20 protein-coding genes and 2 riboswitches are annotated in these 19,696 nt (G+C 69.5%); of the genes, 4 read left to right on the top strand and 16 right to left on the bottom strand.

Going from position 1 to position 19,696, the window contains the following annotated elements:
* Nucleotides 1-18: 18 nt before the first annotated feature.
* From SB816_RS08825 to ampC, 3 genes are all read right to left on the bottom strand, one after another.
* A complete protein-coding gene (locus SB816_RS08825; protein WP_144654819.1) occupies nucleotides 19-858 on the bottom strand; it encodes a MetQ/NlpA family ABC transporter substrate-binding protein in 840 nt (279 codons plus the stop codon).
* A gap of 134 nt (nucleotides 859-992) precedes the next feature.
* Nucleotides 993-1,418: a CopD family protein gene (locus SB816_RS08820; RefSeq protein WP_144654818.1), complete on the bottom strand. Its 426-nt coding sequence runs from the start codon at nucleotides 1,416-1,418 to the stop codon at nucleotides 993-995.
* Nucleotides 1,419-1,503: 85 nt separating this feature from the next.
* Nucleotides 1,504-2,796 carry a class C beta-lactamase gene (ampC, locus tag SB816_RS08815; RefSeq protein ID WP_240806382.1) on the bottom strand — a complete coding sequence of 431 codons (1,293 nt, stop codon included), beginning with the start codon at nucleotides 2,794-2,796 and terminating at the stop codon, nucleotides 1,504-1,506.
* A 136-nt stretch (nucleotides 2,797-2,932) separates the two neighbouring features.
* Nucleotides 2,933-3,023, top strand: a riboswitch (glycine riboswitch).
* A 1-nt stretch (nucleotide 3,024) separates the two neighbouring features.
* A riboswitch (glycine riboswitch) is annotated at nucleotides 3,025-3,111 on the top strand.
* A 44-nt stretch (nucleotides 3,112-3,155) separates the two neighbouring features.
* Between ampC and SB816_RS08810 the strand changes: the two genes are divergently transcribed.
* Together SB816_RS08810 and SB816_RS08805 are read left to right on the top strand one after the other, a co-directional pair.
* Nucleotides 3,156-4,385, top strand: a complete 1,230-nt coding sequence (locus tag SB816_RS08810; RefSeq protein WP_144654817.1) for a D-amino acid dehydrogenase — start codon at nucleotides 3,156-3,158, stop codon at nucleotides 4,383-4,385.
* Nucleotides 4,386-4,548: 163 nt separating this feature from the next.
* Nucleotides 4,549-4,830, top strand: coding sequence for a type II toxin-antitoxin system Phd/YefM family antitoxin (locus tag SB816_RS08805; protein WP_064527860.1), 282 nt, complete (start codon nucleotides 4,549-4,551; stop codon nucleotides 4,828-4,830).
* Nucleotides 4,831-4,967: 137 nt separating this feature from the next.
* On the opposite strand, the gene SB816_RS08800 is transcribed toward SB816_RS08805, so the two are convergent.
* From SB816_RS08800 to SB816_RS08790, 3 genes are all read right to left on the bottom strand, one after another.
* Entirely contained in the window at nucleotides 4,968-5,711 is a 744-nt protein-coding gene (locus SB816_RS08800) for a sulfite exporter TauE/SafE family protein (RefSeq protein WP_054501985.1), read from the bottom strand.
* Nucleotides 5,712-5,863: 152 nt separating this feature from the next.
* Nucleotides 5,864-6,652 carry a PhzF family phenazine biosynthesis protein gene (locus SB816_RS08795; protein WP_054501984.1) on the bottom strand — a complete coding sequence of 263 codons (789 nt, stop codon included), beginning with the start codon at nucleotides 6,650-6,652 and terminating at the stop codon, nucleotides 5,864-5,866.
* Between the two features lie 128 nt (nucleotides 6,653-6,780).
* Nucleotides 6,781-8,301 (bottom strand): PLP-dependent aminotransferase family protein, encoded by a 1,521-nt coding sequence (locus SB816_RS08790; protein ID WP_410546818.1) that lies wholly within the window; start codon nucleotides 8,299-8,301, stop codon nucleotides 6,781-6,783.
* Between the two features lie 96 nt (nucleotides 8,302-8,397).
* Between SB816_RS08790 and SB816_RS08785 the strand changes: the two genes are divergently transcribed.
* Nucleotides 8,398-10,125 (top strand): M24 family metallopeptidase, encoded by a 1,728-nt coding sequence (locus SB816_RS08785; RefSeq protein WP_410546817.1) that lies wholly within the window; start codon nucleotides 8,398-8,400, stop codon nucleotides 10,123-10,125.
* Nucleotides 10,126-10,213: 88 nt separating this feature from the next.
* Entirely contained in the window at nucleotides 10,214-10,660 is a 447-nt protein-coding gene (locus tag SB816_RS08780; RefSeq protein WP_116791795.1) for an SRPBCC family protein, read from the top strand.
* 6 nt (nucleotides 10,661-10,666) lie between these two features.
* On the opposite strand, the gene SB816_RS08775 is transcribed toward SB816_RS08780, so the two are convergent.
* The 10 genes from SB816_RS08775 to SB816_RS08730 form a co-directional block, all read right to left on the bottom strand.
* On the bottom strand, nucleotides 10,667-11,614 hold the full coding sequence (locus SB816_RS08775) for a Dyp-type peroxidase (protein WP_054502891.1): 948 nt from the start codon (nucleotides 11,612-11,614) through the stop codon (nucleotides 10,667-10,669).
* A 69-nt stretch (nucleotides 11,615-11,683) separates the two neighbouring features.
* A complete protein-coding gene (locus tag SB816_RS08770; protein ID WP_054502892.1) occupies nucleotides 11,684-12,433 on the bottom strand; it encodes an alpha/beta fold hydrolase in 750 nt (249 codons plus the stop codon).
* Nucleotides 12,430-13,239, bottom strand: a complete 810-nt coding sequence (locus SB816_RS08765) for a DinB family protein (RefSeq protein WP_410546816.1) — start codon at nucleotides 13,237-13,239, stop codon at nucleotides 12,430-12,432. Before SB816_RS08765 ends, SB816_RS08770 begins: the two co-directional genes overlap by 4 nt.
* A 67-nt stretch (nucleotides 13,240-13,306) precedes the next feature.
* A complete protein-coding gene (locus SB816_RS08760) occupies nucleotides 13,307-14,002 on the bottom strand; it encodes an AroM family protein (RefSeq protein ID WP_175166695.1) in 696 nt (231 codons plus the stop codon).
* 18 nt (nucleotides 14,003-14,020) lie between these two features.
* Nucleotides 14,021-14,962, bottom strand: coding sequence for a DUF1177 domain-containing protein (locus SB816_RS08755; RefSeq protein WP_054502894.1), 942 nt, complete (start codon nucleotides 14,960-14,962; stop codon nucleotides 14,021-14,023).
* 40 nt (nucleotides 14,963-15,002) lie between these two features.
* Nucleotides 15,003-16,613 (bottom strand): OPT/YSL family transporter, encoded by a 1,611-nt coding sequence (locus SB816_RS08750; RefSeq protein ID WP_116791798.1) that lies wholly within the window; start codon nucleotides 16,611-16,613, stop codon nucleotides 15,003-15,005.
* Entirely contained in the window at nucleotides 16,610-17,395 is a 786-nt protein-coding gene (locus SB816_RS08745) for an IclR family transcriptional regulator (RefSeq protein ID WP_054502895.1), read from the bottom strand. Before SB816_RS08745 ends, SB816_RS08750 begins: the two co-directional genes overlap by 4 nt.
* 269 nt (nucleotides 17,396-17,664) lie before the next feature.
* Nucleotides 17,665-18,324 (bottom strand): hypothetical protein, encoded by a 660-nt coding sequence (locus SB816_RS08740; protein WP_410546815.1) that lies wholly within the window; start codon nucleotides 18,322-18,324, stop codon nucleotides 17,665-17,667.
* Between the two features lie 44 nt (nucleotides 18,325-18,368).
* On the bottom strand, nucleotides 18,369-18,872 hold the full coding sequence (locus tag SB816_RS08735; RefSeq protein ID WP_054502897.1) for a hypothetical protein: 504 nt from the start codon (nucleotides 18,870-18,872) through the stop codon (nucleotides 18,369-18,371).
* Nucleotides 18,873-19,038: 166 nt separating this feature from the next.
* Nucleotides 19,039-19,626: a TetR/AcrR family transcriptional regulator gene (locus SB816_RS08730; protein WP_410546814.1), complete on the bottom strand. Its 588-nt coding sequence runs from the start codon at nucleotides 19,624-19,626 to the stop codon at nucleotides 19,039-19,041.
* Nucleotides 19,627-19,696 lie beyond the last annotated feature (70 nt).

Genomic DNA, 19,696 nt, shown 5'->3' with positions numbered 1-19,696 from the left:
GCCGCCGCGCCCTCTGGATCAAAAGACCGGGATCACCGAGCCTTCGTACTTGCTCAGGATGAACTGGCGCACTTCCTCGGAGTGATAGGCCTTGACCAGCTCAAGCACCCAGGGCGCGTTCCTGTCTTTCTCGCGCACGGCGATGATGTTGACGTAGGGGTTGTTCTCTTTCTTCTCGACCGCGATGCCGTCGCGGGTGGCGATCAGCCCGGCCTGGTAGGCGAAGCTGTTGACGATGGCGGCGGTGTCGACGTCGGGCAGCGAACGCGCCAGGACCACCGAGGCGCTTTCGACGAAGTCGAGCTTGCGCGGGTTGGAGGTCACGTCGGCCAGCGTGGCGGTGCCCGTGGCCGGATCGAAGCCGTCCTTGAGCGTGATCAGGCCCTGGTCGCGCAGGATCACCAGCGCGCGGGTCTGGTTGCTGGGGTCGTTGGGGATGCCGACCTTGGCGCCCTCGGGCAAGGCCTGCAGCGACTTGTATTTCTTCGAATAGAAGGCGATGGGCGAGATCAGCGTATTGGCCACCGACACCAGCTTGTAGCCGCGCTGCTTGATCTGATCGTTCAGGAACGGGATGTGCTGGAACGCGTTGGCGTCCAGGTCGCCGTTGTTGAGCGCCTCGTTGGGGCTGGCGGTGCCGGTGATGACCACCGGCTCGACGGCCAGGCCGTTCTTCTTGGCGACCTGCGCCACCACTTCCCAGATCTGCTCGTCGACGCCGCCGCGCACGCCGACCTTGAGCGGCTTGGGATCGGCCGAGAAAGCCGGCCCGTGGAACATGGCGGCCGCGGCCAGCACGGCGCCCAGCAGGGCCTTGGCCAGCGTGCCCGCGCGGGCGGTGTAAGTGCGGGGAGTCATATGGAAATCGCCTCTCAGTCGATACGGTTATGAGCAGACGATTCTAGGGATGGCCCCTGCGCGCGCGAACGAATAGTTGGTTGAGTCGTTATTACAGGGGCGTTTGGATATGGCGCCGGCGCATAAGTGGCGCCTCAGAACGGCTTGACCACCACCAGCGTCACGATGACCGCAGCGGCGACCACCGTGAGCGGCGCGTACAGGTCAACCAGCGGCGCGCGCTTCGCGCTGCCCTGGGCCTGGCGGCGCAAGGCCGCGCTCTGCACGCCCAGCAGGCCCGACAGGACCAGCGCCAGCGCGATCTTGATCCAGATCCAGGTCATGGCGAACCAGCCGAAGGTCACGGCCAGGTGCAGGCCGACCAGCCAGGCCAGCACCATCGCCGGCGTGGTCACGAACAGCGTCCAGCGGCGCAGCGCGCCCAGCATCCTGCGTTCCTTGGGCGCCTCGTCGCTGTCGGGCGGCTGCGACGACAGCAGGAACAGCGACACGAACAGGGAGCCGCCCAGCCATGCGACCACGGCGGCGACATGCAGCATTTTGAGTAATTGGTAGGTCATGCGCGCGATTATCGCCGCAGCGGCGCGCGCCAGGGTGGAATCGGGTCCGACGGGTTTGCGCTACGGCAAAGACCGACGCCGGCGTTCACGGCGCCAGCGCCTTGAGCACCCGCAACGCCAGCCGCACCCGCGCCTCATTCGGATAGTTGCGGTTGGCCAGGATCACGATGCCGAGCTTGCGCGACGGCACGAACGCCACGTAGGCGCCGAAGCCATTGGTGGCGCCGGTCTTGTTGATCCACACTGCCTGCTGCGGCGCCAGCGGCGGTTGCAGGGCCTTGACCGGCAGGGTCTCGAACGCGACCTGGGCGGAATTGCCGTGCACCAGGTCTTCCACCGACACCGGGTAACGGTACTGTTCCCAGATCAGGTCCTGCGTCATCGCGCCCAACTGGTAATAGCCGGTATGGGTCTCGGCGATGGCGCGCTGCAGCGTGGCATCGACCGGCGCGGTGCCCAGGTTGATCTCGACGAAGCGCAGCATGTCGCGGGCGCTGGACTTCACGCCATAGGCCTCGTCCGCCAGCACGCCCGGGTTCACGCGCACCGGCGCATCCTGCTTGTCGTAGCCCTGGGCGTAGTCGGGCATCTTGCCCGGCGGCACTTCCAGGTAGGTATCGCGCAGGCCCAGCTTGGGAAACAGCCGCTGCTCCATCGCCACCACGTAGGGCTCGCCCAGCGCGCGCGCCGCCACCACGCCCAGCATGCCGATGCTGGGGTTGGCGTAGGTGCGGCGCGTGCCAGGCGCGTACCGCGGGGTCCAGGCCTTCAGGTAGTCCATCAGTTGCGCCATGCTCTGCACCGCGTCCGGCACCTGCAAGGGGAAGCCGCCGGCGGTGTGCGTGGCCAGGTTCACCAGCGTCAGCCTGGCGAATTCGCTGCCTTGCAGCTCGGGCACCCACTTGGCCGGGCTGCCGGTGAGCGAGAGGCGGCCCGTGGCCTGGGCGTAGGCGGCCAGCGTGACGGTGAAGGTCTTGCTGATCGACCCCAGTTCGAACAGGGTGTCGCTGGAGACCGCGCGGCGCGGCGCGCGCGAGGCGTCGCCGTAGTTGAAGAAGCGTTGCTCGCCATCGCGGCTGACGCCGATGGCCATGCCGGCGATGCCGTACTCGCGCATGACCTCGGCCACGGCGGCGTCGACGGCGGCGGTGGCGCGATCGGCCTCGGCGGACGCGGGTGCCGGCGTCGCGGATGCCTTGGCGGTGGATGCCGGCGAGGATGCGGGCGTGGATGCGGGCGTGGATACGGAGGTCGATGCCGTGGTCGCCTTGGCGGCGGGCGCTTGCGCGACGGCCGGGCCGGCCGAGGCGGCGCCGGCCAGGGCCAGCGTCAACGTCATGGACAGCAGGGAAATACGGAACATTGCCGGAGCGCGCATGCGGGGTCGTCCTTTCGTTTTCCGGCCGGCGCGTGCCGGCGGTTCGGCGCCCAGTGTAGAGCCAATCCGGCGCCCCCTTGGTATTAACCCTGAGTCCCGCCCGCGCCGAATTTTGGCTATTCTCGGTGCGTCGATTCAAAACCCCGCAGAAGAGTCCCGCCCCCGTGGCGGGCGCCGACGGAGCAACCGCCCCGGAAACTCTCAGGCAACAGGACTGCGCGGTCTAGACAATCTGGAGAGAGGCGCCTGGCGCCCACCGAAGGGGAACCCGCGCCGCCGCGCCCGGGTGAAGCTCTCAGGTACAGAGACAGATGGGGTGCCACGATCATTGGGTCGTGGCCACGCCATCTGGAGCCATCATGCCCCGCATCGCCATCATCGGCGCCGGCATCACCGGCGTCACGTCCGCCTACGCCTTGAGCAAACTGGGCTACGACGTCACCGTCTACGACCGCCAGCGCTATCCCGCCATGGAGACGTCCTTTGCCAACGGCGGCCAACTGTCCGCCAGCAATGCCGAAGTGTGGAACAGCGCCGCCACCATCATGAAGGGCCTGCGCTGGCTGGGCCGCCACGACGCGCCGCTGCTGCTCAATCCGCGCCCGAGCTGGCACAAGTATTCGTGGCTGGCCCAGTTCATGGGGCAGATCCGCAACTACCGCCAGAACACCATCGCCACCACCCGCATGGCGATCGAAGCGCGCGAGCACCTGTACGCCATGGCGGTGGACGAAGGCATCGACTTCGACCTGCAGCGCCGCGGCATCCTGCACATCTACCATGACGCCGCCAGCTTCGAGACCGCGCGCCGCGCCAACGCGCTGCTGCGCGAAGGCGGGCTGGAGCGGCACGCCGTCACGCCCGAGGAAATCCGCGGCATCGAGCCGACGCTGCAAACGCCCTGCCACGGCGGCTTCTACACGCCGTCCGACGCCACCGGCGACATCCACAAGTTCACCAGCGGCCTGGCGCAGGCGTGCCTGCGGCGCGGGGTGCGTTTCGAACAGGATGCCGACATCCGCGCCATCAGCCGCGACGGCCTGCCCTACGTGCTGGATATCGCGCGTGCAGAGGGCGCGCCGCGCGAACAGCACGAAGCCGACGCCATCGTGGTCTGCGCCGGCGCCGCCAGCCGCCAGTTCGCGCGGCAACTGGGCGACCGCCTGAACATCTACCCGGTCAAGGGCTACTCGATCAGCGTGCATCTGGACGACGCCGCGAGCCAGGCCGCCGCGCCCACCGTGAGCCTGCTGGACGAGGCCGCCAAGATCGTCACCAGCCGCCTGGGCGACCGCTTCCGCGTGGCCGGCACCGCCGAGTTCAATGGCTTCAACCTGGACATCCGCGCCGAACGCATCCAGCCGCTGGTGGACTGGACCCGCCGCCATTTCCCCGGCGTGCGCACCGCCCGCGTGGTGCCGTGGTGCGGCCTGCGGCCGATGATGCCCGACATGATGCCGCGCGTCGGCCCTGGTAAGCGGCCGGGCGTTTTCTACAACACCGGGCACGGGCATCTGGGATGGACGCTGTCGGCGGCGACGGCGCAGATGCTGGCGGCGAGCGTCAGGCAGGCGGTGGCGTTGCCTTAAGTCCATGCCAGGAGATGGCACGCCGGGAGATCATGACCGCGATGGACAAACGCACCAAAAAAAGACCATTGTTCTCCCGGGACAATAAGACCCACCCCAATTCATGGTCGGACTAAATAAAGACTACAGTCAGTCCAGACCCTAACCACAGGGAGTCCGCGCCATGAAGTATTCGACCCAAGTCAAACCCATCTCCTACCTCAAGAGCCACGCCGCCGAGATCGTCACGACGTTGACCGAAACACGCGAACCCCTGCTCATCACGCAGAACGGCGAAGCCAAGCTCGTCGTCATGGACGTCAAGAGTTTCGAGGAGCAGGAGCAAGCGATGGCCCTGCTACAACTGCTTGCCCACGGACGGCGGGAAATCGAGGAAGGCCGGGTCTCGCCTGCCGCAGACGTGTTCGCCCGCATAGATGCGTTGGATGAGGAAGACGAAGAGTGAACCATCAAGTTCTTTTGCTTGATGGCGCCGAAGAAGACCTGCAGCTTGAGCGCCCTGCGGGTCGGACGACGGCAAGATGCCCCGCCTCTTCCCGCAGCCCTGCCCGCAATGCCGCCACACGCCGGTCATCGGCATCGCTAGCGCGCCAGCAGTTGCGGCACCGACGACGCCAGCAGCGTCAGGCCCGAGCACGTCAGCAGCCCCAGCACCACGCGACGGAACGTCACGTCGGAAATGCCGATATACAAACGCGTGCCCAGCAGCGTGGGGATCAGCATCGCCGGCGCCACCACCGCGAACATCGGCGCCATGTCGCGCGTAACGATGCCGGTGGCCAGGTAGATCGCCATGGTCACCGACAGCATCGACAGATTGAAGTTCTGGATCACGGCGCGCTGCGTGTCCTTGTTGAAGCCGCGTAGCGTGCACCACAGCGTCGGCACGCTGCCGGCGAAACCGCCGATGCCGCCCAGCACGCCTCCCGCCAGGCCGACCGCGCCATCGCCCCAGCGGTTGCCGCCAATGCGGGGCAGGCGCTGCGCCACCAGCATCACCGGGCACCATAGCGCCAGCAACGCGCCCAGCACCGCCTTGAACCAGTCCATGTCCAGGTGCGGCAGGACCAGCACGCCCAGCGGAATGCCGGCCAGCCCGCCCAGCAGGAACGGCCACAGCAGCGGCCAATTGAAGCCTCGGCGCACCGAGAACACCGCCAGCAGTTGTCCGGTCAGCGCGCCGAACACCGCCAGCGCCGCCGCCAGCCGCGGGTCCAGCACCCAGGCCCAGAACGACATGGCCACCATGCCGAAGGCAAAGCCCGACAGCCCCTGCACGAAGCCTGCCGCGGCCGCGCCGATCGCCACTATCCACACCGCATCCATGCCCTGCCTCTCCTCGTTGTCGTGAACGGCGACGCGTGTCGGCCGGTCCGTGTCTTGTGACGGCAGATTCTAGGCGCGCCCCGGCGCGGCGCGTATTTGAAGTGCTGATGAGGCGATAGGTTTTCGGTAATGGCGCCCGCGGCCCCGCGCAATCAGAGGAAGATCGCGCCGCGCAGGTACAGCGCCGCCTGACCGCTGATGATGACGCGGCCGTTGTCGCGCACCTCGCAGCGCAGTTGCCCCTTGCGCGCCCCGCCCTGCTCGGCGCTCAGGACCGTCTTGCCCAGGCGCTGCGCCCAGTACGGCGCCAGCGAGGTGTGCGCGGAACCGGTCACCGGGTCTTCGTTCACGCCCACCCGCGGGCCGAACCAGCGCGACACGAAATCGTGGCGCGCGGACGGCGCGGTCACCGCCACGCCGCGCACGTCGAAGGCCGCCAGCGCGGCGAAGTCCGGCTTGAGGCCGTCGATCAGCGCTTCGTCGTCGATCACGACGAGGTAGTCGTCGGTGCGGTACAGCGCCCGCGCCTCGGCCAGCCCCAGGGCCTGCAACAGGCCGGGCGGCACGGCCTCGGCCACCGGCTGCTTGGCCGGGAAGTCCATCGCCAGGCCGTCGCCGGCGCGACGCACCTGCAGTTCGCCGCTGCGGGTGGCGAACCGCAGCACCTCGTCCCTGGCCCCGAGTTGCTCGAACAGCACCCAGGCTGTCGCCAGCGTGGCATGGCCGCACAGGTCGACCTCGACCGCGGGCGTGAACCAGCGCAGGTCGTACAGGTCGCCGCGCCGCACGACATAGGCGGTTTCGGACAGGTTGTTTTCCTCGGCGATGCGTTGCAGCGTGGCGTCCGGGAGCCAGGCGTCCAGCGGCACCACCGCGGCGGGATTGCCGCCGAAGGGCGCGGCGGAGAAGGCGTCTACCTGGTAGAGATCGAGTTGCGGCATGGAAGATCCTCGGATGCGATGAAGTCGGCGGCGCGCGCGGGCACGCCATGCGGCATTTTGCTACGAAAACGGCGAGCGCCTGGCCGCCAGGCGCCCGCCCGCGCAGGCCAGCCCCGAATTGAAGGGCGCTAGCGAGGCATGGCCTCGCGCAGCAGCGCTTCCAGCCGGTCCAGGTCGGCGTCCTGCCGCGCGCTGTAGCCGATGACCACGCCTTGCGGCCAGGACACCCGCCGGCAGAAGTCCGCGACCGGCTGGATGCCCACGCCCCATTCACGGGCGCGGGTCAGCAGGGCCGCGACGTCGAAGCCGGACGGCGGCCACCACACCAGGTGAAAGCCGGTCTGCTCGCCGCTGACGCGCAGCGGCGCCGCGCCTGACGTCTCGCGCAGCATGGCCATGACGCGGTCGCGGCGGCCGGCGTAGACCGAGCGCGCCTTGCGCACGTGGCGCGCGAAGCCGCCGTCCTCCAGGAACGTGGCCAGCGTCATCTGCTCGATCACGCTGCACGAACGCCCGGTGACGTAGAGCGCGCGGGCGAAGGCCGGCGCCAGCGACCGCGGCACCACCGCGTAGCCGATGCGCAAGGCATTGAAGAGCGTCTTGTTGAAGCTGCCGAAGTGAATCACGCGGTCGGCGCTGTCCAGGCTTTTCAGCGCCGCCAGCGGCGCGCCGTCGTAGCTGAACTCGCTGTCGTAGTCGTCGTCGAGGATCCAGCAGCCGGTCTGCGCGGCCCAATCCAGCAGTTCCAGGCGACGCGACACGGGCATGGTGACGCCGGTGGGCGATTGATGCGCCGGCGTCACGTGCGCCAGCCGGGCGCCGCGCTGGCGCCGGGCGCGCGCGACCGAGAAGCCGTGCTCGTCGATGGCGATGGGCACGATGCGCCGCGTGTACTGGCTGAACAGCGGCTCGGCGTTGAGGTAGCCGGGGTCTTCGACCAGCACCTTGTCCCGCGGCGTCAGCAGCAGGCGCGCGCTCAGGTCCAGGCCGTCGCGGATGCCGGTCAGCACCACCACCTGGCCGGCGTCGCAGGCGATGCCGCGCGCGGCGCCCAGGTAGCGGGCGATCTGCTCGCGCAGCGGATACCAGCCCAACGGATCCTCGTGCGCCAGTTGCGCCGGCGTGACGCGCCGGGCACTGGCCATCAGGCCCTTGCGCCAGGTTTCCATGGGGAACAGCGAGGCGTCGGCGCTGCGCGCCATGAAGGAGGACGCGTCACGGCGCGGGACCGGGGCCGACGGATCGGCGGCCCCGGCGGCCTGCCCGCCCGCCGCGGCGCGCGCGCGGTCAGGCGCCGCGGCCGCGCCCGGTCCGCTGGCCGCGCCGTCATCGCCAGGCAGGCCGCGCCGGAAGAAATTGTCCGGGATGACCGCCGCCACGTAGGTGCCGGAACCGACCGCGCCTGCGGTATAGCCCTCGCCGCGCAACTGGTCGTAGGCGGCCTCGACCGTGGAGCGGGCCACGTGCCAGCGCGCCGCCAGGTCGCGGGTGGACGGCAGCCGCCCGCCCGAGGGCAGCACGCCGCGCAGGATCCGTTCGCGGATCTGGCGGTAGACCCAGGCCTGCTTGGATTCTCCCGCGCGCGGCGGGTCGACCGGCAGGTCGAGGCTGGATTCCAGCCGGGCATCGCGCATCAGTGGCTTGCTCATGTAAGTGGCTTGCTCATATTCATGGAAATGGCCCTATTTCACCCAGCCATTCTATCCCTACATTACGCCCATCGCCCCGTCTTTCGGAACCGTGCCATGTCCACCTACACCATCACGCTCGCCAGCGGCCAATTCACCTGCGATGACGCCACCTCGATCCTGGACGCCGCGCTGGCCCAGGGCGCGGCCGTGCCCTTCTCCTGTCAGCGCGGCGAATGCGGCGCCTGCCGGGCGGTGGTCACCGCCGGCCGCCACGAACGCATCGCGCCGCCCAATGAACGTTCCTACGTCACCGCCGACGACGAACTGCTGATGTGCCAGTGCCGCGCCGCCAGCGACCTGACGCTGCGGTTTCCGCATTGGCAGGCCCCGCCCCGGCCGCTGCAGCGGCGCGAGGCCACCGTGCTGTCGCGCGCGCCGCTGACGGCCGACGTCACCCGGCTGGTCATCGCGGTGCGCGGCGAAGCCGCCTTCACCTGGCAGGCCGGCCAGCACGTGCGTTTCCTGCTGGAAGACGGCAGCCAGCGCCCCTTCTCGATCGCCAACGTGCCCGCCGCCGCCGGCCCCGCGCAACTCGAATTCCACATCCGCCGCATGCCCGGCGGCGGCTTCACCGAACGCGTCCTGCCGCGCCTGATGCCCGGCGATACGCTGTCCCTGGAAGGCCCGCAGGGCGCCTGCGTCTGGCCGGCCGACGGCTGGCCCGCGGACATCGAGCACCTGGTGCTGCTGGCCACCGGCACCGGCTACGCCGGCATCCATCCGATCCTGATGCAAGCGCTGCGGGACCCGCGCTTCAAGCGCGTCACGCTCTACTGGGGCGGCCGGACGGAGGACGATTGCTACGCGGGGCCGCTGCTCAATGCGCTGCAGGGCAAGGGCGCCGGCTTCGCCTGGCACGCCGTGCTGTCGGAGCCCCCCGCCGCGCAGGCCGCCGCCCCCTGGCATGTGCAGGACGCCGCCCTCGCCGCCGACCATGACTGGACCCGCACCGTGGTCTACGCCTGCGGCAACCCGGCGATGGTGCGGGCGGCCCGCGAGCGGCTGGGCGCCGCCGGGCTGGCGCGCGACCGCTTCCACGCGGAAGCGTTCCTGCCCTCGCAGGACGCGGCCGCCGCCGGCGCGCCGGCCGCCCCCGCCCATCCCTGGGAACGGGTCGGCAGCCACTTCACCCTGGCCGGCATCCTCGAGGCGCGCCGCCGCTCGCGCGACGCGGTGCGCGAGATCGCCGCGCTGATGCGGCCCGGCATGACCACGCGCGAGGCGGTCAACGCGGCCGACGCGCACCTGCGCCAGATGGGCTCGTCGCACAACTGGCACCCCACCTACATCCGCTTCGGCCCCGACTCGCAGTCGCCCGCGGTGCAGCCCACCGACTTCCAGCGCCGCCTGCGGGAAGAGGACGTGTTCGTGGTCGACATCGGCCCGGTCTGGGACGGCTACGAGGGCGACTACGGCGACACCTTCGTGCTGGGCGCCGACGCCGACCGCGAGCGCTGCGCCGAGGCCGCGCGCCAGGTGTTCGAGCGCACCCGCGAGGACTGGCTCCAGGGCCTGACCGGCGCCGCCCTGTACGACCGCGCCGAGGCGCACGCCCGCCAGCACGGCTGCGACTTGGTGCGCGAGATCCCGGGCCACCGCGTGGCGGATTTTCCGCACGCGCTCTACGGCAAGCACCAACTGGCGCAGGCGGATTTCGTGCCCGCCGACGGCATCTGGGTGCTGGAGATCCAGGTGCGCGACCGCGCGCTGCCGATCGGCGCCTTCTATGAGGATGTGCTGCTGCGGGAAACGACGGCGCAAGCCGACTGGGCGACGACCTAGGGTTTGTCCCCATGCCAGTCATGTCGATCCGCGGGATGCTCGAACGTCGAACCAGTACGCTCAACTTCCCTTCAAAGGCGGATTCATCATGACGACTGGCACCGTGACCCTGCATCGCGTCCTGCGCACCACTCCCGAACGCGTCTACCGCGCCTTCCTCGAACCCGACGCGGTCGTGCGCTGGCTGCCGCCCTACGGCTTCACCTGCGAGGTCCATGAACTGGACGCGCGGGTGGGCGGGCGGCATCGCATGTCGTTCCGCAATTTCGGCACCGGCCACGCCCACGATTTCGGCGGCGAGTACCTGGAACTGGTGCCGGGCGAGAAGATCCGCTACACGGACCAGTTCGACGATCCGAACCTGCCGGGACAGATGCAGACCACCATCACCCTGCGCAAGGTCTCCTGCGGCACGGAGATGACCGTGGTGCAGGAGAACATCCCCGCGGTGATTCCGCCGGAGATGTGCTACCTGGGCTGGCAGGAATCGCTGGCGCAGTTGATGCGGCTGGTGGAGCCGCAGATTCCCGACTGATACCGATCAGCCTTCGCGTCCGGCCAGCTCGTCCAGCAGCTCGGCCGACGGCACGAAGAACAGGCTGCCGGTGACGGCGCGGCTGTAGTCCAGCAGGCGGTCGTAGTTGCCGGCCGGACGGCCGACGAACATGTTCTCGAGCATCTGTTCGATCGGCTTGGGCGAACGCGCGTAGCCGATGAAGTAGGTGCCGAATTCGCCGGCGCCGGCGCGGCCGAACGGCATGTTGTCGCGCAGGATCTTGATCTCCTGGCCATCCTCTTCCAGGGTGGTCAGGGCGCTGTGCGAGTACGACGGCTTGACGTCGTCGGGCAGTTCGACGTTGGTGAGCTTGCGGCGGCCGATGATGAGTTCCTGCTGTTCGGTCGACAGCTTTTCCCAGGCGGCCATGTCGTGCAGGTACTTCTGCACCAGCACGTAGCTGCCGCCGGCGAAGGCTTCGTCCTCGTCGCCGATCAGGGTGTAGCCGGGCAGCTCGAAGCCCTGCGGGTTCTCGGTGCCGTCGACGAAGCCGATGATGGCGCGCCGGTCGAAGTAGCGGAAGCCATGCACTTCATCGACCACGGTGGCCGCCGAGCCCAGCGCGGCCACCAGCAAGGTGGCCAGCTCGAAACAGGCGTCCATGGCTTCGGCGCGAATGTGCAGCAGGATGTCGCCGGGCGTCGAGACGGCGACGCGCTCGCCCGCGCCGATCTCGCGGAACGGATGCAGGCCGGCGGGCCGCGGCGCGCCGAACAGCGTGTCCCAGGCCGCCGAGCCGAAACCACAGACACAGGACAGGTCGGCCGCCACCGCGCGCGTGCCGACGGTGCGCACCAGGTTGCCGACGTCTTCGCACCAGGCGCGCACGGCGGCGGCGTTGTCGGCGCCGGGGTTCAGCGTGGCGACGATGAAGATCGCGTAGCGGGCGTTGGGGCTGAGGACGGCTTGCGGTTCGACGGGTTTTTCGGACATGGGATTCAGTGGGGCCGGCAACGGCCCGCGAGAGACAGGAGGCGCTGGAAATATAGCCGATGCGCCGCCTTAATTGCCGTCATGCCCCAGGCAGTGGCGCAGCGCCGCCACGAATGCCTCGGGCCGCTCCAGCATCATCAGGTGGCCGCAGCCGTCCAGCGCCTGCCGCCCCGCGCAGGCGCGCCAGGCCCAGTCTGGCACGTTCCAGCCGGCGTGCGAACGCCCGCCCGACAGCAGGTACACAGGATGGCGCGCGAACACCTGCCGCAAGGTGTCCTGGTAACCTGCCGCGCCCGTCACCGCCACCACCGACGCCGCCATGGCACGCAGCGTCGAGGCCGGCTGCTGGGCGAGCCAGCGGGCGGCGGTGTCGCGCCAATGCGGCCGGGGCTCGGCCACCGCGCCGCCCAGCCAGCCGAGCGGATCGGCGCGAAAGCCGTCCAGCATGGCCTCGGCCTCGCCCGCGCTCATGCGCGCCACGGACGCCGACCAGAACGCGTCGGCCAGCGTGAAATTGCCCTCGACATTGACAATGCGGCGCACCCGCTGCGGATAGGCCTGCGCCAGCAGCATCGCCACCGCGCCGCCGACCGAATGCCCCACCAGGTCGACCGCGACGCCATCGAAATGTGTGTCGATGAACGCGCGCAGGTGCTCAACCTGCGCCGGCAGCGAGATGCGCGCCGGCGGCGTCGCCTGGTGTTCGCCGTAGCCCAGCAGCGGCGGCGCGGCGTGCGGTGGCAGGCCCGCGTCGACATCGAAAGCGCCGATGAGGCCGTGGATCAGCAGCATCGGCGGCGCGGCGGACGCGCGGCTCATGCGGCGCCGCCTTTGCCGCGGGCGGCCGGCGGCGCCAGCTCGGCGAGCAGTTCCTCCAATTCCTGGCAGTGGGTGCGGTCGTGGCCGAGCAGCTCGCGCGCGATCTGCTCCAGCGTCATGCGGTGCAGGCCGTCGCGCAGGCCGCAGCGCGCCAGCGCCGCCACGTCCAGCTTGCGCAGCGAGGCGCACAACTGCGCCCGGCCGCGGCGGAACGACGCCAGCGCGGCATCCGGGTCCTGTTCCTGGTAGTCGCGCTCGGCCGCCATGGCCGTGCCGTCGACGGAATCGATGCGCGGCAGCGGCGCGGCCAGGATGGCCGCGATGCGCTGGGTGAACACGGCGTCCAGGTCGCGCAGGTGGCAGACGTGTTCGGTGGCCGAAAAGCCGGTGCCTTCGGGCCGGCGGGTGCGCCACGCCGCGGGCACCCGCCCCATCAGGCCGGCCAGCGCGTCCGCCATGCGCGCCAGCTCGTCGATGACGCCGGCGAACGGCAGCGCCACGGGCCGCGGGCTGAACACCGCGCCATAGCTGAAGACCGGGCCCGCCACCCGGCCGCGCGCCTGCACCACGTCGTGCCCCTGGCGCCGCATCAGGTCGGCCACCAGCGCGCCGCAGAACTGCCGCGCGGTGGTGTCCGCCGCGACTTCGGGAAACAACCTCTCGATGTCATCGCTGATGGCGGCGACGGCGGCCACGCCGACCCGCGACAGCGCCGCGTACTCGAGGTAGCGGCCGGGCTCATCGATCAGGGCCTCGAGCTGCTGCCCGAGCGGGGTGGCGCGGAATCGGTCGAAACGGGAGTGCATGGCGACGCTCGGATAGTAACTGCGCAAAACGATACGTTACTAGCCGGCCGCCGTCAACACGCGCGTATCAGTCTGCCTGTGTCAGCAGCTCCGCCGTCAGCCGCGCAATCACCGCGTTCGACAGCATCACCGGCAGGCCGGACGCCGCCGCGGCCGCCGTCCGATGGCGTTCGACGAACCCCATGCAGTCGAGCACCAGCAGGTCGGCGCCCTGCCGCTTGAGTTCTCGGGCCGCCTCGGCCAGGGACTCACTGCCGTCGGCATAGGGCGAGGCCACGGCGCACAGCGGCGCGTGTTGCAGCGCGCGCCACTTGTGCGCCTCGGACGCCACCTGCGACGCCAGCGGCACGATCACGCCCACCTGCCGCGCGCCCGCCAGGGCGGCGACGGTGGGCGAGACGATCAGGTCCGGCTCGATGAGCCACGCGCTGGCGGCGCGCAGGTCGTCGAACGCGCCGGTGCACAGCACCAGCACGAAGGCGCAGCCCTGCGCCTCCAGCGCCGCGATCTTCTGCGTGAGCAGCGCCAGCATGGCGGCCTTGTCCACCACCACCGACGAGCCGTCCAGCAGCCGCGTGATGAGCGTGGCCTGGCCGGCCCGCGGCGCGTAGCGCCGTTCGATCTCATCGCGCGCCAGGCCGTCGAGCAGGCCCGCGTGCAGGCAGGGGGTGCCGGGCGGCAGGTGCCGTTCGAGAATCGGCGTGATGTCGGGCCGGGGGGCCTGGCCGATGGTGATGGTGCCGAGCTTGGCCGTGGCGGACATGATGGCGCTCCCGTGCGTTCAGTGTTTGGCGACCTGCTCGCCCTGCAGATGGGCCAGCGAACCGTAGAGCTTGAGCAGCAGCGCGTACTCGTCGCGGTCGAAGAACTGGCACTTGCCCTGGGTGAATTCCTTGGCCACTTCGACCGCGAACTTGGCGGCGGACGCGATGTCGACCTCGTGGCTGGCGCCCGTGCCGCAGCCCGGCACCACGCTCTCGGTGGTGATGGCCACGCCGACCACCGGCGCCGCGGTGGCGACCGACGGCTGCATGATGCTGTTCACGTGGTACACGCCGTTGTCGTAGGGCGTGATGTCCTGCAGCGAGATCGGGAAGGTGGCGGCGGGACGGCCGGTGGTCGTCTCCATGATGCGCAGCAGGTCTTCCGACATGCGCAGGATGTAGCCCTGCTTGACCGTCGGCGACAGCGCGAAGCCCTTGTGGTTGATGATGCGGTTGCCCTTGGTGGTGTCGATCGACAGCACCGCGTCCATCTCGGCGCTGAGTTCCTGCTCGTTCATGGCCTTCATGTCGACCGGCGAATCCATGAAATCCACCGGTTCGTGCGGACGGGTCGGCGCATCGGGGCAGATGTGCGTGCCGATGATCACGTCGCCGGCCAGCACGTCGCCCTGCGCCTGCATGTGCGCCAGCTTGAGCGCGGCGGCCACGGCCGCGACCGCGCCGTCGCCGTCGGACACCAGGCCAATGCGGCCCGGCCGCGCGCCGATGCCGCCCAGGCGACCGACGATGCCGAGCGTGGGCGCCGGCCCGCCGGCGCGTTTGCCCTGGGCGCCGGGAATGACGATGCGCACGAAATCGGTGGAACCGTTGGCGCCGGTGATCTTGGTGACGGTGACGCTGACGCCGGGATGGCCTTCGAGCAGCGTGGCCACGGTGTGGCCCGACGCGTGCGCGCTGTCCAGCGCTTCGAAGGCCTGCAATGTCTGGGAAAGACTCATGATGGATTTCCTTTCGGGCAAAGACGGCAAGAAGGGGGAATCACTTCTTGCCAAAATGAGAGGTGATGGCGGCGCTGAAGAAGCTGAAGATGGCGTCGCCCGCGATGATCCCGCCGGCAAACACTTCCATGTGGTTGCGGTGCTTTTCGCCGCCGACCTTCTCGATCAACAGGCGCAGCGCGATACCCGCCGCCACGGCCCAGCCCGCCAGCGGGTTGGCGATCAGCAGGCCGGTGGCCAGCAACACGCCGAGCTGGCGCTTGGGGCCGCCGATCAACTGGATGATGGCGCCGGGAATGGCCCATACCAGCAGCATCTGCGCGATGCCCGGCGTGGCGCCGGCGTTGATGGTGGCCACGTAGACCTTGGCCACCGGCGGCAGTTGGCCGCCCGCGAACAGCGCGCCATAGCTGAAGTACACCACCGGGATCGCGATCAGGAAGGCCAGCATGGCGGCAATCAACTGCTGCTTGCGGCCTTCCAGTTCGAGAGCCATGTCGGCGCCGTTGCCGCGCAGCATGAAGCCGGCCTTGAGGTCGTAGCCCATGTCCGCGAAGGCCGGGCCGGTCGCCACCGAGAAACCGCACAGGATCGCCAGCGCATGCGGCGGAAAGCCGATCAACAGGCCCAGCAGCAAGGTGATGAGCGCCACCGCGAACGCCGGGAACCAGCCCGAGTGCATGGCGGCGATGCCGACGATGAGCTCGTGCACCAGCGCGGCGAAGGCGGCATAGAGGATGAAGCCCAGCAGCATCGGCAGCGGCATGTCGGCATACAGCCCGGCCAGCAGCGAAATGCCGGCGGACAGCAGGATGTACCCCACCCCGCCCAGGCGCAGGCTGCTGCCGACGCTGGGACCGGCCGGGCCGCTGGCCTTGGGGCCGGCCTTGCCGCGCATGACCATCGCCACCTGGATCAGCGCCACCAGGCCGGCGCCGATCATCACGCCGTGCGGGATGTACTGCTTGTTGATGTCCATGCCGAACAGCGGCTCGGAATAGCCGCGCAGCAGCAGGCCCAGGCCGAACATGCCGAGCGCCCAGATGTTGCCGATGAAGGCCACGCCGAACGCCGACATCGGGATCTTGAACCACGAGCCCACCGCGCCCACCACGATGCCCAGGCCCAGCAGCTTGGCCTGCGTGCCGCCCTGGTCGCCGGCCTTGATGGCTTCGGCCGCGGCCACCCCGGGCGGCCAGGCGCCGGTGGCCGGGAACACCGAACTGCCGAACAGGCGGTACAGCATGTAGGCGTCCAGCAGCATCGCCAGCCCCACGCCCAGGAACATCGGCAGCACCATGTCGGGGCGGCCCAGCAGATAGGGAATGGCCAGCGGCAGCAGCAGGCTGTTGGCCGCGCCGAAGGTGGCCGAGGAGATGGCGGTCTGCGCCAGGTTCTGCGTGTGGACCGAGCGGTAGGAGCGCAGCAGGCGCATCGGCACGCGGGCCAGGATCATCGCCACCAGCGCGCCGATGATGGAGGTGTTGGGCGTCACGCCCAGGGTCACGATCAACTGGATGCCGATCACCGCGCCAAACACGCTCAGTGCGGCCAACAGGACCAGGTTGGACAGCGAGAGCGCTCTTGGATGCGGGTCTTCCTGCGCGGTGGCGCCGCCTTGGGCGGCGTGACGGGGGGTGGAATCAATCATGGTGCTGACTCGTGGAGGGCATGAACGGGGGATCCCCAGGCCGGATCGCACACGATGCGGCCGAGGCTTCTGGCTTCCGTCAGCAGGTCCGCGGCCAGCGCTTGCACGCTGGCGGCATCGGCCTGGGCCGCCGGAAAGGAAAGGCACATGGCGAAGCGCTCCATCGACACCGGGTCGCTCACGGCGCAACTGACCGAGGCCACCCCCGGGATGGCCTCGTTGATCGCCACGGCGAAGCCGGACTCGCGCACATCGCGCAGACGGGCCAGCACGTCAGGCACGGTGCGCGGCGCTTCGTCGGAAATGAACGGCAGTTGCTTGCCCAGCCGCTTGGCCACCTTGTCGTCGCTGTCGCGCGCCAGCAGCACGCGGCCGGTCGAGGTGGCCCAACTGGGCGAACGGTGTCCGGGATAGGTCGTGACGCGCAGTGGATGCGAGCCCTGCTGCACGTGCAGCACCATCACGTCGCGCCCCTCGAGCACCGAGATGTAGCCGGTGTGGCCGCTCTGGGCGCTCAGGCGCTTGAGCGCGTCCTGCATCTGCGCGGACAGCGAGGTGGTCTCGCGCACCATCCGCGACAGCTCCAGGATCATCACCCCCGGGCCATAGGCGCGGGTGCTCTCCTCACGGTCCAGCAGCCCCAGTTCCTTCATCTGCGCCAACAGGCGCGACGCCGAGCTTTTCGGCATCCCCAGGTGCTCGACCAGGTCCGTCACCGTGACCTTGCGATTGAGCTTGTTGATCAGGCGAAGAATGATGGCTGCGTTTTCGAGTGAGGCCATAAAGTTCCAAAAAATGAGACTTGGTTCCAATGAATGAGTCAATGTAGTCCTTCCGAAAACGGCCGGATACGCGAACTAACCCTAGGTTTGGAGGGCGTTTGAAAGGTGATTTACGGAACGCTGAATGCGAAGCCGGGGCGCGCGCTGGCCGGCATGCCCTGGCGGCCGCGCCTGTGCGTGTCCGCGATGTGCCAGCGACGCGGACCGCGGTGGCCGCGCCCGTTACGGCTGCGCTCGGCGCGTACCGCCGGCGTTGCGCCGGCCGCGCATCATTCCTCGCTCGGGCGCGGGCGGCGGTTGCGAGCGCGCTGGGCGGGATCGCCGGCCAGCGCATCGTCGATGGCATTGCGCAAGGCCGCGGCCTGCGCCACCGGCCCCACCGTGATGGGCGCGGGGCCGGGCGCGGCCACGATCTGCGACGGCAGGATCGCCGGCAGCCCCGCCACGAAGCGATATGGCAGTTGCGGCAGCAGGCCCTGAATCGTGCCCAGGTCATTGGCGGCCTCGGCGCGCGCCTGCAACGCCGCCTGGGCATCGCGTTCGGCCCGGTTGGTCGCGACGGTGCGCGCCTGCAGCCGAGCCTGTTCATCACGGAACGCCTGGATCGCGAGCTTCAGGCAATGCGCCGTGTATTGGTCGCGCAAGGGTTCGAGCGCGATGCCGGGCGCGTCCATTTTCGGGGCCGCGGCGCGCGGCGCGGATGACGCTGTCGAGGCAGGCGCGCCCGGCGGCGTTGGTTGAGACGCCGCTACCGCCGCCGTTGCCGACACCGCCTGCGTCTGCGCGGCGTGGATGCGCGAAAACGCCGCCGCCCGCGCGCGCATCGCGCGGTCGGTCCGCAGTTGCGCGTGCAGGCGTTCGAGACGGTACGGGTCGCGCACCGCGTCGATGCGCAGCGGATCGATCGGGTCAATGGCGTTGGCGCTCATGGCAAGTCCCCTGGCCGCGCGCCGGCGCGCGCGGCATCACCTGGCTAGCGGGACGGCGCGCGGCGACGCTGCGAACGGATCCACCATTGCTGCGTGATGGCGCCCAGCACGAAGACCGCGAACCACGTCGCCAGCGCGCCGCGCACCAGCGGCGACTGCGGCCCGTCGGCCAACGGATGCGACACCGGCAGCCGGGTCAGCGTCTCCGCGATCCCCGGCACCCACATCAGGAAGAAGCTGAACGCGAACCCCAGTTGCGACAGATGAGCCCGCGCCGCCGATTGGGGCGGCAGGCGCGACAGCAGCAGCGCCCCCGCGACCGACAGCAACGCCAGGATGCCCAGCGCATGCCCGGGGTTGAATCCACCCGTGCTGGACAGGCCGAACGACGTCAGCACCGCCACCACCAGGCCGCCCAGATAGATCTTGCCGACCGGCGTCGCGCTGTCGATGCCGCGGTAGCGGACGAAGCTGTACAGGCCCGCGAAGGCGGGGACCAGGCTGATGAGGGTGTGTGCGGCCCCGAGAGGCGAAATGGGATGCGGCATGGGCAGGGCTCCTTGAAAGCGCAGGCGCGGCCAGGGATTGGCGACAGCGCCGACAACGTGGACAGACATGGGCAATGACGCCCGGTAAATTCATAAAACAACCAACTAGTTGGTTGGTTAAGTCATTCAAAAAAACGCGCACCCGAAGGCGCGCGCGGGCCGGCCATCACGCCGGCGTCGACAACTGCCTGATGGCCGCGTGCGAGATCGTCGTGAATGCCTCGGGCGCGCCCAGCGCCCGGGCCGTCAGCATCGCTCCGTGGATCGTGGACATGAAGGCCTGCGCCTCGACCAGAACACCGTTGCGCAACTGGAACTGCCCCGTGGCGACACCCGCGCCCAGCACCGACCCGATCCACGCGGTCAGCTCGCCGAAATAGGCGCGCACCTCGTCCGCCACCGCCTGCGGGATCATCGGCAATTCGGCTGCCAGCATCGCGCAGATGCACATGGGCATCGAACCATCGCGGATGCACTTGGCCCAGTAGTCCGCATACGCCATCAAGCGCGCCTGCGGATCCGTCACATGCTGGTCCAGCGCCGCCAGCCCCGAGCGGGCCTGCTCGCGATGCCGCGTGACCACGGTCAGCACCAGGTCCGCCTTGGTCGGGAAATGGTGGTGGATGCTGGCCTTGCCGATGCGCACCCGCTCGGAGATGTCGGCATAGCTGAAGCCGTGATAGCCGCCGCTCGCCAGCAACTGCCGGGTCTGGTCGACGATTTCGAGGGCGCGGGAGGAAAGTTCCAGGTTCATGGCAACCAATCTACTAGTTGGTTGGTCGGCTGTCAAGAGATCGACCCGGGGCAGTGGCGCAGGATGCGGA

This window comes from Achromobacter sp. SIMBA_011 (genome assembly GCF_046535435.1).
In the GTDB taxonomy this organism is placed as follows: domain Bacteria; phylum Pseudomonadota; class Gammaproteobacteria; order Burkholderiales; family Burkholderiaceae_B; genus Achromobacter; species Achromobacter dolens.
Note: the sequence above shows the minus strand (reverse complement) of the source record. Positions and strands in the feature narration are given on the sequence as shown.